The sequence below is a fragment of the Alicyclobacillus hesperidum subsp. aegles genome (genome assembly GCF_027923525.1).
In the GTDB taxonomy this organism is placed as follows: domain Bacteria; phylum Bacillota; class Bacilli; order Alicyclobacillales; family Alicyclobacillaceae; genus Alicyclobacillus; species Alicyclobacillus aegles.
This window is the reverse complement of sequence record NZ_BSBJ01000004.1, coordinates 161,484-175,047: the sequence shown is the minus strand read 5'-3', so window position 1 is coordinate 175,047 and position 13,564 is coordinate 161,484. Positions and strand designations below refer to the sequence as shown.

General features: G+C 52.5%; 10 protein-coding genes. 6 read left to right on the top strand and 4 right to left on the bottom strand.

The window, feature by feature from the left end; translation table 11 throughout:
- Positions 1 to 552 precede the first annotated feature (552 nt).
- From QMF38_RS02780 to QMF38_RS02770, 3 genes are all read left to right on the top strand, one after another.
- The gene (locus QMF38_RS02780) at positions 553 to 1,551 is read left to right on the top strand and encodes a zinc-dependent alcohol dehydrogenase (protein ID WP_281758609.1); all 999 of its coding nucleotides are present in this window, start codon (positions 553 to 555) and stop codon (positions 1,549 to 1,551) included.
- A 25-nt stretch (positions 1,552 to 1,576) separates the two neighbouring features.
- Positions 1,577 to 2,386: a sugar phosphate isomerase/epimerase family protein gene (locus QMF38_RS02775; protein ID WP_281758606.1), complete on the top strand. Its 810-nt coding sequence runs from the start codon at positions 1,577 to 1,579 to the stop codon at positions 2,384 to 2,386.
- Positions 2,387 to 2,491: 105 nt separating this feature from the next.
- Positions 2,492 to 3,802: an MFS transporter gene (locus QMF38_RS02770; protein ID WP_281758605.1), complete on the top strand. Its 1,311-nt coding sequence runs from the start codon at positions 2,492 to 2,494 to the stop codon at positions 3,800 to 3,802.
- A gap of 139 nt (positions 3,803 to 3,941) precedes the next feature.
- Here QMF38_RS02770 and QMF38_RS02765 read toward each other — a convergent pair whose 3' ends face one another.
- From QMF38_RS02765 to QMF38_RS02755, 3 genes are read right to left on the bottom strand one after another with little or no spacing between them, the layout of a single operon-like run.
- A complete protein-coding gene (locus tag QMF38_RS02765; protein ID WP_281758604.1) occupies positions 3,942 to 5,336 on the bottom strand; it encodes an MFS transporter in 1,395 nt (464 codons plus the stop codon).
- 16 nt (positions 5,337 to 5,352) lie between these two features.
- Entirely contained in the window at positions 5,353 to 6,003 is a 651-nt protein-coding gene (locus QMF38_RS02760; protein WP_281758603.1) for an MBL fold metallo-hydrolase, read from the bottom strand.
- Between the two features lie 51 nt (positions 6,004 to 6,054).
- Positions 6,055 to 6,933, bottom strand: a complete 879-nt coding sequence (locus tag QMF38_RS02755) for a LysR family transcriptional regulator (protein WP_281758602.1) — start codon at positions 6,931 to 6,933, stop codon at positions 6,055 to 6,057.
- A gap of 189 nt (positions 6,934 to 7,122) precedes the next feature.
- Between QMF38_RS02755 and QMF38_RS02750 the strand changes: the two genes are divergently transcribed.
- Together QMF38_RS02750 and QMF38_RS02745 are read left to right on the top strand one after the other, a co-directional pair.
- Complete coding sequence (locus tag QMF38_RS02750; protein WP_281758601.1) at positions 7,123 to 8,130, top strand: LacI family DNA-binding transcriptional regulator; 1,008 nt, start codon at positions 7,123 to 7,125, stop codon at positions 8,128 to 8,130.
- 193 nt (positions 8,131 to 8,323) lie between these two features.
- Positions 8,324 to 9,988 carry an ABC transporter substrate-binding protein gene (locus QMF38_RS02745; RefSeq protein WP_281758600.1) on the top strand — a complete coding sequence of 555 codons (1,665 nt, stop codon included), beginning with the start codon at positions 8,324 to 8,326 and terminating at the stop codon, positions 9,986 to 9,988.
- 84 nt (positions 9,989 to 10,072) lie between these two features.
- Here QMF38_RS02745 and QMF38_RS02740 read toward each other — a convergent pair whose 3' ends face one another.
- Positions 10,073 to 11,563 carry an aldehyde dehydrogenase family protein gene (locus tag QMF38_RS02740; protein WP_281758599.1) on the bottom strand — a complete coding sequence of 497 codons (1,491 nt, stop codon included), beginning with the start codon at positions 11,561 to 11,563 and terminating at the stop codon, positions 10,073 to 10,075.
- A gap of 390 nt (positions 11,564 to 11,953) precedes the next feature.
- Between QMF38_RS02740 and QMF38_RS02735 the strand changes: the two genes are divergently transcribed.
- Complete coding sequence (locus tag QMF38_RS02735; protein ID WP_281758598.1) at positions 11,954 to 13,543, top strand: APC family permease; 1,590 nt, start codon at positions 11,954 to 11,956, stop codon at positions 13,541 to 13,543.
- Positions 13,544 to 13,564 lie beyond the last annotated feature (21 nt).

Sequence of the window (13,564 nt, the reverse complement as noted above, 5' to 3'; positions counted from 1 at the left end):
CAGATTTCACCTGCGGGGCTTATTTAAGACGCACATTGAAGTGGGGCTCGTAAGTTTAGCCCACAATCTGATGAAGAAGGCGGCTTTATCCGCGTAGGAGGAGCTACCTTGCAAGCACAGAACGCAAAAAAAAAGACAATTAAACAAAAAAGGGGCTGTCCCCTTCCCCCATCTTACAATGGGTTTTGGGACAGCCCCTTTTGTACTATGCGCCCGGCATGGGCGGAATCTTTAGGGTGAAAATCGCGAACGGGGGTTGGCGAAACCCCATCTTCCACCCGACATGTAATGACCACAGTTACGGGTTTCGACCCAGGCGCAAAGCCCAAGATGCCTTACTTCAAGCACAGATCACGCGGAAGCTGTGCAAAATCCAGCGCGATCGCTTGGCGCCCACTTTGAACGGGGACGAGTGTCTGATATAACCTGCGTGTATACCTGCGTGTCACGATTGGTATTAGACCTTCGTCTTGGCAGGTGCTACATTCAATGTACCCGGCCGGCGAAACTCAGGTAATCTTCTCGACGAAAAGTCAGCACAAAGGAGTGGGCGTGTTGCGCGAACTCATCCTCGAAGCACCTGGAAAACTACTGATGCGTACACCTCGTTCCGAAGGCCGTCCACTGCAGGCACATGAACTTCGCGTCAGCACGGTGTACGGCGGCATTTGTGGCTCGGATTTGAAAGTATATGAAGGACATATGGCGCACGCTGTTTACCCGGTGCGTCCCGGTCACGAATTGCTTGCTGTCGTGACGGAGGTCGGTGATGATGCAACGTCATTTGCACCAGGAGATCGCGTTGTCATCATACCCAATACGTTTTGCGGAGAGTGTGATCGATGCAGGCGTGGTTACACGAACATTTGTCGCAATAAACAATCACTCGGTATCAATGTGCCTGGTGGATTTGCCGACGAATGGGTGGTTGCATCCAAGTACGCGGTGCCTGTGCCGGAAGCGGTTCCGGATCGCGTGGCGGTTCTTGTTGAGCCGTTTGCCGTCGCCGTGCACGCGATGCAAAAGGTACAGATTTGCGAAGGTGACGAGGTGCTTGTCAGCGGTTGCGGCACAGAAGGGGCATTGTGTGCGCTGGTCGCCAGTGCTCGCGGTGCACATGTCACCGTCACCGACATTCAGCCGGATCGCCTGAGGTGGATTCACTCCATTTTACCGAATGTGCATCCGATCACGCCGGACCAAGTTGCGGATGACTCATTTGCCGTGGTCGTTGAGGCAGCTGGTGCGCGCTCGTCAGTCGAATCGGCATTTGCGGCCGTGGCACCGGGAGGCTCTATCCTGGGCGTTGGTATGGCTGTGGAAGCCGTGATTCCTATGCAACGATTTGTGCGTAAAGAGGCCACGCTCTATGGATCCATCATCTACGTCTATGACGACTTCGCGCAAGCTTTGGCGTGGCTCAATCGCGATCGCGAACTGGCGGCTAAGCTGGAGGCGTGCATCGGGGCTGAGGTGTCGCTTGATGCGTTTGAAGAGGCTTATTCGCATGCGCTCTCTGGCAAACCAGGCAAGGCGTTGCTCAAGTTCTAACTCCGAACAAGCGAGGGATTCAGCTATGAAATGGAGCGTCTGCACGACAGGTATGAAAGAACACGACGTGCAATGGGTGTTGGAACAAATCGACCTATGGCGCAGAGAAGGTGCCACCATCGACGGCCTAGAGTTGTGGGAGGGTCATCTCGAGCCACACGCATCGCGACACGAGCTTGAGAGCTTGGTGGAGCAACTAGGACAACATCGCATTGAAGTGCCTGTGGTGAGTGGGTATACGTATTTCTCACAAGGTCCCGCCGAACGGGAGAAAGATATCCTAAAGATACAGAAACTGGCCGCGATTGGGCGTACCATAGGTGCGAAGGCGATCCGGACGTTTTTTGGTCACATTCCCTCCGCGAAAACGAGTCCCGAACTATGGGATGAGTCGTTGCTGGCCTTGCGCCACGCGGCGAAGATTGCGTATGAAGACGGGATGGAGCTATGGGTTGAGACTCATTACCAGACATTTGCGGATCACCTCGATGCGCTTCAGGAGCTGATTGAAGCCACGCAGGATTGCCACGTCAAACTGATTTTTGACCCGGCCAATTTCAATCCAGATCACATTGATCCGCTGCAAGTTTTGGATGCGATGTATGCAAGTATCGCACATGTCCATTGCAAAAACTATCACTGGAATCACGATTGTTGGTATCGTAGCCAGCCGGTGTCTGCGTTTGATCCGACCGGGGATGTGAACAATGCGGCTGTGTTACGTGAGTTGCAAGGGCGGGGCTACACCGGTTACGTTTCCTTAGAGTATTTTGGGCGTCGTGGGTGGAGCGCACTATTGCGTTCGCTTGTGGAGTGCCGTGGGCGATCAGCGTAATCGCCCTTGTTTTGCCTATGATGTAAGCCCTTTCAATCCGCTTGTGGCAGGAATGGACGGCAGTCAACCAGAACGTAATAACACGAACTATAGGGGAGTGACGCAATGAAACATCGACGTTGGTGGATTGGCATACTGATCGCGTTCGGCGTGATCGTCAATTACTTGGATCGCTCGACCATGTCGATCGCGACCAAGCCAATCGAATCGGGCTTTCACTTGTCGGCCGGGCAAATGGGCATTATCTTATCGGCATTTGGTTGGTCGTATGCACTGCTTCAAATTCCGGTTGGCGCACTGCTCGATAAGGTCGGCGTAAAATGGGTCATTCGTTTGGGTATGTTGCTATGGTCGATTGCATGTTTCATCACGGCGGCGGCCACGGGCCAGGGATTACTTTTATTGGCACGCGTACTACTGGGCTTTGGCGAGGCACCGTATTTCCCAGCCGCGACCAAGGCGTCGGCGTATTGGTTTCCCATTGCTGAACGTGCCCGCGCGGTATCTCTGTACGATTCGGAATCGAAACTGGCCAGTGCCATCGGGGCCCCCTTACTCGCGTGGGCAGTAACAGAGTGGAGCTGGCGCGGGGGATTCATTGCGACCGGCGTACTCAGCATTGTTTATGTCATCATCTTCTGGGCGATGTATCGCAATCCAAGTGAGGATCGGCGACTTTCTGCAGAAGAACGCGCCTACATTGAGGCGGGAGGAACGCAAGCTGAAGGTGAGGCCGTCGGTGGTACTTGGAGCAATTTGCTGTATCTGCTTCGGTTCAAGAAGGTTTGGGGTGTCTTCATTGGTTTTGCGGCTTACGGGTATTCTTGGTGGCTCTTTTTGTCCTGGCTGCCCGGCTATTTGGAAGACCAGATGCACCTTTCCGTTTTAAAAACAGGTTGGTATGCGGCGGTGCCATGGCTCGTCGGGTTCCTGGCTGAGATGCTGGTGGGTGGAATGCTCGTCGATGCGTTGATTCGCCGTGGGCGCAATCCTTTGCGGGTACGTAAAGCGGTTCTGGTTATTGGCCTTCTCCTCGGATTATCCGTCATCGGAGCCGCCTATGTACACTCAGCGGGATGGGCAGTGTTTTGGATATCGCTGGCGTTGGGTTCGCTTGTATGTACCTCCTCGGTCGCGTACAGTGTGCCTACGTTCATTGCCCCGCGCGGCACGGTTGGCGTCCTTACCGGTTTCCTCACCTTCGGAAATAACGCCATGGGCATTGTTGCACCGATTGTCACCGGGTTCATTGTGCAAGCGACAGGTTCGTTCATGGATGCGTTTCTCTGCGCCGCTGGCGTGCTCGTCATCGGCATTCTGAGTTATGCATTTCTGCTCACTGATCTCGATCCGATCTCGCCGATGCAACGAACTTCTACAGGCAGTCATTCGGTCTCTCGGTCGAACCCATTGTGAGAGGGTGCGCGCGTAGCCATCGTCGACCGAGTGTTTGATCCTACAGGGATAGCAAGAGTATCCTATCCTCCATATGGGGCTCGTCGCCAATCCGTTAACCGGATCGACGACAGCCCCATATGTTTTCCGTGCGCAATCCTCATGGCATATTCGCTTGTTTAGGGGGCGTCTGAAGTCGAGGATCCGCAATCGTGATGACGAACGCGATGATGCTTACGGCAATCATGATCACGGCGATGTGATGAAGTCCACTATCCGAGACGCTTCGATGGAACACCACGCTGATGAATGCGGATGAAGCGATCGAACCAATATATCCAAAAGTACGGAGAAGTCCCGACGCCGTACCCATATGTTCAGTTGAAACCTGCATGTATAGCGCCGTTTGGTTACCACTTGAGGCTGCACCCATCATGACGCCGAAGATACAGGTAATGAGAATGATCCACACGACGGGTGAGCGCATCGTGAGAAAGAGTACGCCAATGGACGCGACGATGGAAGATCCCGCAGCAACCATAAGTGGCCCGCGCACCAAATTGCGCTTGGAAATCGGGCCAACCACCAAAGCCGACACGATACTCATCGGCAAGATTAACAATCCTGCTTCGAGTGCAGACGCACTGCGTACAGCGCCAATCCATTCCGTGATACCGTAAAGAACTGTATACATGCACAGGGTCATCGCTGCAAACCGCACATACGTGCGGCTGAGCGCGAGATTTGAAGCTAGCATACGCACATCAATAAACGGGCTTTTTGCTTTTGACTCCCACAGAATTAGCAACCCGCACAGGACAATGGATGTTCCCAAGGCCACCCAATCGGCATGAGGCAAGGAGAACAAAAAGAACATCAGGGATCCTATGGTAAGCGCAAAGCCGACAATGCCCGGGATGTCAATGCGCGTTACGATGGTTCGGGCTGACTGAGCCCCTTTAATCGGCATATCTCTTGGTATCCAAAGCATCGCCATGACGAGCGCGACAAGCGAGAAAGGGATATTGACGAAAAAGACGGTTCGCCATCCCCATGCATCAACAAGGACACCGCCAATCGGGAGGCCCAAGGCACTTGTAACGACTCCCGCAATCTGCAGACCACCGAGTACGTTTCCGGGAGGCTTTTGCATCCCCGACCATTCGGCACGACGCCGAATTAAAAGCATAGCGGATGGATAGGCAGTGGAAGTTCCAATGCCAATCAAAATACGAGACAAAACCAACATGGGTAAGTTGCGCCCTAAGCCACCCAACAGACCTCCGAGAAAGATCAGCAGAATGCCCACGAGAAAGATCCGTCGCGGGCCAAACTCTGCTGCCAGTTTCCCGGACGTGGGTTGAGCGATCGCGCTTGCGAGATAAAGAACCGTCACGAGTATCGTGACTTGCGCGACAGACACGTGCATGTGTGTCGCAATCGGCACGAGTGCGGTCGCAATCATGGAACTATTGATGGGATTCAACGTAGACCCCATATATAGAGGAGCCACGAATCTCCAGGAAAAAGGGGAGTCCTTGGTCTTTGTAGTCATGCTGTCCACTGGCGCCTTACGACAATCGGCTGGCGATCTCGCGCAAAAATCGGTTGTTCCGCCGTTCCACGGCCATTGTCGTCGGCACCCCGTGTCCTGGGTAAATCATCAGATCATCCCGCCAATCCAGAATACGTGCAAGCGATTGCTGCATATCTTCTGGACTTGAGCCTTCCAAGTCGGTTCGTCCGATGGTACCGGCAAACAGCGTATCTCCCGAGAAGACAATCTGCTTCCCTACCAAACAGACGCTGCCCGGTGAATGGCCTGGCGTGTGCCAGACTGTGAAGGTCTCGTCGCCCAGCGTTAGCGTGTCACCATCGTGCATGTATTGATCTGGTTTTGCCACAGCTGGTGCCGGTGTGCCAAGAAACTGTTCATGCGCCACATGCGCCTTCGCCCAGACTGGAGCATCCGCTTCATGCACCCAGGCCGGAATGCCATAGCGATCGCGCAGAACATCGACACCCATGATGTGATCGAAGTGCGCATGTGTATTCCAGTTGGCAACAATTTGTAGTCCTGTGCCATCAATAAACTCAAAAACTGGGTCAAGATGAAGATCTCCCGGGTCGATCACGACTGCTTGCGCCCCTTGTTCAAACGACTCGGCAATGACATAGCAACATGAGCGAAGTGGGGAAATGAAAAAGCAACGAACTTCCATACGCGGGTTCCTCCTGTTCGTCGAATGGTCTGTCGGGTAAGGCTATGAACATCATTTGGCTCGGTTCTGGGTCACGAATGTTATGAATTTGCGTGCTGCTGGCGTGAGTAACTGGTCTTTTCGCCAAACCATACTCACGGCACGAAAGCACTCAGGTATGTCGATATGCACGATATGGACAGGGAGTTGAAGCAAATGGCGGTTGTATGGAACGATGGCAATTCCGAGGCCTGCTGCGACCAAGCCTGCGACCGTCAAATCCTCAATGCCTTCCATGACGATTTTCGGTGTAAAGCCTGCTTCCTTGCAGTATCGCATAATCATTGCGCGAATACCACTTTCCTTGCTATACATGACAAATGGCTCATCCTTTGCATCGATCAGCGGGACTCGCTCATAGCCCGCCCAGCTATGCCCGTTCGGCACGATAAATACCAAGTCTTCACGCAGTACTTCGATCCGCTCCAGGTGACGGAATTCTTCCCCTGGTGAACAGAACGCGATGTCAATATCGCCCCGTTCGAGAAACTCCAGTAAACCATGCGTGGGTGACTCGATTAATTGCACAGAGACATGGGGTTCCTCTTGGCTAAACGAGTGGATGAGCTCGGGCAAAAACCGTGTTCCCAAAGAATAGATAAGGCCAATATGGAGCACACCGTGGCTCGGGTCCACCAGTGAGCGCACAGCTTCTTTTCCCTGAGCAAGCTCTGCGAATGCCCGTTGAACGTAAGGCAAAAATGTCTCGCCATACGGAGTGAGGCGCACGCCGCGGCTTTCTCGAATGAACAAGGGAGCCGCGAGTTCCTCTTCCAGTTTTGCAATGGCCCGGCTGAGGGCTGGTTGCGAAACCGAAAGCTCTTCAGCCGCCTTACTGACGTTCCCTAATTCAGCGGCGCGCATGAAGTAACGCAACTGGAACCAGTCCATAGCGCCGATCCCCTTTCTGAACATGATGATGGCCGGGAACCTTTTCTCATCAAAATGAAATCGTTTTCAGATACTCGTGTCAAGGTTAGGTTATCCTACCGTGTTTGACGGTGCACTTGACGGATTTCCTCGAAGCTGGCACCGTAGTAAACAGCGTTGTATTCCGTTATTTGCTAGGGACTGAGGGCCATGCGTAAAAAAGTCACAATTAAGGATGTGGCGAAGGCTGTCGGCGTCACGCCAACCACCGTATCGAACGTGTTAAATGGAACCAACCGCATCAGTGATGAGACGAGGCGGCGCGTGTTACAGGCTGTCGAAGAGTTGCAGTACACGCCCAATATGTCTGCGCGGGCTCTCGTCAAGCGGCGCACCTATACGATAGGACTCTTCATCCCAGCTTCACCGCGCGTGTTATCCGATTCGTATTTCGCCGAAGCGCTTCGTGGAATGACCGAAGTAGCCCTACAATATGGCTATGTGGTCTCCATCATTTATTCGGACGGCCTAAGTGACTCTGTGCGCCAACGGATCGACGGACTCGTGCTCACAGAGCTGAAAAACAAGGATGAATATGTACAGTATTTTAAAAGAATTCGCATGCCGTTTGTCGCTTTGGGGCGAGGCGGCGATCCGACCCTGCGTGATTACGTCATTTCAGATACGAATCGTGGCATTCGAGAAGCGGTCAATCACGTCTATCGCTTGGGACATCGCCACCTGGGCTATTTGCTGGGCCCGCTTGGCTACGAATATGTTTGCGAACGCTATCGCACATTCCGTCGCATGCACGCTGAACTAGGATTGTCATTGGATAGGCGACTTTGTGCGACAGGAGAGAACAGCCGAGAAGGTGGGGTGTCCGCAATGCGGGCCATTTTGGCTCGTGGTGTCCGACCAACGGCGATTTTTGCATCCACCGACATCATGGCCCTTGGTGCCATAGAGTATCTGCATGAACACGGGCTTCGCGTGCCAGACGATATGTCCGTCGTCGGGTTTGACGATGCCGACTTCTCGAAGTATGTACGGCCATCTATTACGACAGTGCACCACGATATTTATCGGGCGGGGCGGGAGGCAGCCTCCATGCTCATCGCCAAGCTAGACGGACGAGAGTATAAGTGTCCTGTCATACTTCCAGTGCGCTTTGTGCCACGCGAATCCACATCCGTAATATCCCATGCCAATCAATAAATGTCTTGCATCGGATGAGAGGAAAGTGTATGTTAGCTTTAACGTTTAAGCGCGTATGAAAGCGCTTGCTATAAGATTGGGAGGGATGTTGGCCCGCGTGATGAGGGGCTCCGGGGGTAAAGTTGAAGAGGTGAAGGTTAGGTTTATCGGGTACTGCCGACTGCTTTATGCCAATTCAGGGGGGTTCTTATGCATGGATAAGAAAAGGTTATCGGTTTTATTGGCCAGTTCTGCCGTCGCGGTGGCTGGCTTTGCAATTCCAGCAGCCACGGCGACGGCTAAGACTTTGCCACCTCTGGTTGTCTGCACCAGCCCGCAAGGAACTTACGCGGACAACTTTAACCCATATGCCTCTGGCAGTTTGGCCGGAACGTTGGGCAACGTGTATGAGACCTTGTTCTATTTTGATGCAGTTAGTGGGCATACGTTCGACCTGCTCGGAACCAACTATCATTTTTCCAATAACAATAAGACGCTGACGGTGAATCTGCGACACAATGCAAAATGGACAGACGGGAAGGCATTCACCGCGCAAGACGTCGTATTTACGTTTAACGCCATGAAAAAGTATCCGGACGCAGATGCCAACGGTGTTTGGCAGCATCTCGCAAGCGTCAAGGCTGTCGGCAACTATCAAGTTGTGTTCACGTTTAAAACGGTAAACGTCCCATTTGCGGAGCAATATGTTTTAGGTTCCACCTATATTCTCCCGGAACACGAATGGGCTTCTCTCGGCGATCCCGCGAAGGCCAAGATCACCTGGGACAAAGCGATTGGAACCGGTCCCTTCATCGTCTCGTATTTTTCGCCGCAAGACTACAAATTCAAAGCAAATCCAAACTACTATCTTGGTGCTCCAAAAGTTCCCGAACTTGACTATCCAGCCTTTACAAGCAACAGCAGTGCGGATTTGGCCCTGGCTCAAGGCAACGTCCAATATGGCAACCTTGATATTCCGAATGTGCAGAAGACGTATGTTGCGGCAAATCCGCACAACCACTATTACTTCCCGCCCGATAACGAAGTCGAGTTGTATCCCAATCTGACCAACCCGCTTTTGGCCAACTATAACGTTCGCGAGGCCATCAGTTTGGCGATTGATCGAAACAAGCTTTCTACGCTTGGTGAAACTGGTTACGAGGCGGTTGGCAACCCCATCAGTCTGCCATTGCCGAACTATAAGAGTTGGCTAGATCCGAGTTTGCCAAAATCCTATCTGCAGTTCCCAGCCGTTAATGATGCGAAGGCTCAACAACTGTTGCAGGCTGCTGGTTTCCGCAAAGACGCGCACGGCATTTACGCGAAGAATGGCAAAGAACTCAATTTCTCACTCGAGGTCGTATCAGGATGGAGCGATTGGGACGAAGACTGCTTATTGATACAGCAGGATCTCGCGAAAATCGGCATCAAGATCACGATAAATCAAGTGAACTTCGGCACGTATTATTCGAATATCGCACCAACCGCGTCCGCGAATGGCGTCAAAGTCGGCAAATACGATCTCGCCATTTCTTGGACGAACTCAGGTCCAACTCCATATTTGGCTTATTATGACATGCTTGATTCGAATGGATCGTTTAACGTCGAGGGCTTTAAGGATCCTGAGGTCGACCAAGCGTTGAACGAGTTCGCGTCAACCACGGACCTGGCGAAACAGAAGCAGGCTATGTACAAGATTGAGCGGATTGCCGCAGACAAGTTGCCAGTCATCCCACTACTGACAGGAGCGTACTGGTACGAATACAATGACACGAATTATACAGGTTGGCCGACCAAAGCAAACCTATGGATCACCCCTGGCCCTGCCAACTATCAATCTGCGGCAATTGTCATGCAACATCTGAAGCCAGTTCAATAAAGCACATCCACGTCCGCGTATCCATCAATAAAGCCCCGCAAGCAAGCGGGGCTTTATTGATGTAGTGTCGAAATAAACGATGTGTCAATGTAGGTTGATCCACACGTCCTTGACTTCCGTGTAGTTATTCAGGGCATACGATCCCATCTCACGACCGATGCCTGACTGCTTGTAGCCGCCAAATGGTGCCGCGGCATCAAATACGTTATAACAGTTGACCCACACCGTTCCTGCCTTTAGCTTGCTTGCCACGTAGTGTGCATTACGAACGTTTTCCGTCCAAAGTCCTGCAGCCAAACCGTAATCAGACTGGTTTGCGCGGCGGATTACTTCATCAAGATCCTCGAACGGCATGGCGGCCACAACGGGTCCGAAAATTTCCTCTTTAGCAATCGTCATGTCGTCGCGGACATTGGCAAAAATCGTTGGGGAGACGAAGTAGCCTTGGTCTGTCGGCCGACCGCCGCCGACGAGCAATTCTGCGCCGTCGTTGACGCCGCTTTCGATGTAGCGGAGGACTTTGCCTTGCTGCTCATCTGAGACGAGGGGCCCCATTTCGGTCTCGGGTTGTATACCGCTACCTTGACGAATGGTTTTTGCCATGGAGACGAGATCGGCAACCACATTATCGTAAGCCTTCTTTTGAATGAACAGCCGCGAACCCGCACAACAAACCTGCCCTTGGTTAAACATGATGCCCATCAACGCACCCGGGACGGCACGCGACAGGTCGGCATCCGGCAGGATGATATTCGGCGATTTACCTCCCAACTCCAGGGTGACACGTTTAAGGGTTTGCGAGGCCTGGCGCATAATCAGCTTGCCAACCTCGGTCGATCCGGTGAAAGCAATTTTATCAACCTGCGGGTGGTCGACGAGGGCGGCACCGGCGGTTTCACCAAAGCCGGGTACCACATTCACGACGCCGTCTGGAAATCCAGCCTCTTGGATAAGCGTCGCGAGATAAAGAGCAGAAAGCGGCGTTTGCTCTGCAGGCTTGAGAACGACAGTACAGCCCATCGCTAACGCCGCACCCAATTTCCATGCCGCCATGAGGAGCGGGAAGTTCCATGGGATGATTTGACCGACGACACCGACAGGTTCGTGCCGCGTGTAGTTAAAGTAGTTTCCCGCAACGGGTATGGTCTGGCCGACGACCTTGCCAGCCCAGCCAGCGTAGTATCGGAAATGTTCGATGGCAAGTGGGACATCTGCATTCGTCGTCTCGCGAATTGGTTTACCATTATCAAGGGTATCCAGCTGTGCGAGCTCCAGGCGATGTTCTTCCATGAGATCGGCTAACTTGTAAATGAGTCGTCCACGTTCGGCGCCACTCATGGTTGACCATGGCCCTTCGTCGAACGCGCGTCGTGCCGCCCGTACTGCTTTGTCGACATCAGCCGCTTCGGCTTCGGCGACGACAGCGAGCACTTCTTCCGTCGCCGGATTTAAAGTTTCAAAAGTCTTTCCGGATGATGAAGGGACAAACCGACCATCGATAAACAATTCCTTTGTACCTTGTAAGAAATCGATCACGTTCGGATGTAGTGAGCTGCCTACTTGGTTGACAGTCATCATGTTTCCCTCCCTCAAATTTCACGAAAGCAACAAGAAATCGCTTTCATATGAGATCCTAACCCTTACAAATAGGAGTATCAATGAGAAGTTTTGTCGAACGATGCATCCTAAGTCGCATCGCTTTGGTGATAAATCTAAAAATACATAAAATTATAATAACCAATCATACGCGGGATTTGGATTGTAAATCCAATAAGTATCTACGTTGACAAATTGGCCCGATTTCATCATCATAAATTGCATTAGGTTGGGGGATTTGTGCTTGTAGGTTTCGTTCTTCGTTGTATCGAGAGAAACCTAGGTCTTTTGGTGTAATCGGATTCACAAAAAGTGGATAACATGTCCGAGTGGCCTCAACCGGATCGTATTTTGTTAAGGAGGGATCGCATGGAGAAAGGCATGCGGCGAGACATTGGCCTACTGGCTTTGACGATGACAGGGCTAGGTTCTATCATCGGCTCTGGCTGGCTGTTTGGCGCCTGGAAAGCGGCCAAAGTCGCTGGCCCTGGTGCGCTTGTCGCCTGGGTTTTGGGCGTGATCGTCATTTTGCTCATTGGCCTTACGTATGCAGAATTAGGCTCAATGTTTCCACAGTCTGGCGGCATGGTTCGCTACGCACATTATTCACACGGTTCGTTTGTAGGATTCCTATCGGGATGGGCCAACTGGATTGCCATTGTATCGGTGATTCCGGTGGAAGCGGAAGCGTCCATCCAATACATGAGTTCCTGGCCGTGGCATTGGGCGGCATGGACACATGGGCTGTACCACAACAAAACGTTAACACCACCCGGACTTGTCCTGGCCGGAGTACTCGTTCTCATTTACTTTTTCCTGAACTATTGGACGGTAAAAGTATTTGCGCGTTCCAATACAACCATCACTGTTTTCAAATTCATCATCCCGGCCTTGACGGTGATTGGGTTAATGGCTGCGGGATTTCACGGGCAGAACTTCACGCAATACGGCGGCTTCACGCCCAATGGCTGGTCCAGCGTGCTGACTGCGATTGCGACATCCGGCGTCATCTTTGCCTTTAATGGCTTCCAAAGTCCTGTAAACTTGGCGGGCGAAGCGCGTAATCCGAGTCGGAACATTCCACTCGCCGTCATTGGATCTATTCTGTTGGCGGGCGTCATTTATCTCCTGTTGCAAATCGCGTTTATTGGAGCAGTACGTGGCAACATGTTGACGCACGGGTGGGCTGGTTTGAATCTGAACTCGCCGTTCGCGGATCTCGCATTATCGCTTGGCGTCAACTGGTTGGCGATTGTTCTCTTCCTAGATGCGTTCGTCTCGCCATCGGGTACAGGTATCACGTACACGGCAACGACCGCACGCATGGTGCATGGCATGCAACAAAACGGGTATTTCCCTAGTGTCTTTGGACGCATTCATCCTTTGTATGGTGTACCGCGTGCGGCCATGTGGCTGAACCTTGTGATTGCATACATCTTCATGCTGATGTTCCGAGGGTGGGGAGAGTTGTCCGGCGTCATCTCCGTTGCGACACTCATTTCCTACGTTACGGGGCCGATTTCGGTGATTGCGTTTCGGCGCATGGGCGACGCCGTCAAGCGTCCGGTCAAGGTACGTGGGATGTCCGTGATCGCGCCGATCGCGTTCATCTTTGCATCACTCATTCTTTACTGGGCGCAGTGGCCGCTGACCGGAGAAGTGATTGTGGTTATCATTATCGGGTTGCCAATTTACTTCTACTATATGGCCAAAGGCGGTTGGCAGGACATTGGCCGTCAAATTCGCTCAGGTATCTGGCTTATCGTTTACCTCTTGTGGATGGCTTTGATTTCATTCCTGGGGAGTAAGCAGTTTGGTGGCAGCAACGTCATCCCCTACGGGATCGATATGGTGGTTGTTGCGATTTCGGCCTTGCTGTTTTACGTCTGGGGAGTGCGAAGCGCGTTTGCGAAGCCGAATTTCCGCGACGGGGATGCGAACACCGCACAGAGCGAGTAATCTCAAGCCACTGGAACGTAG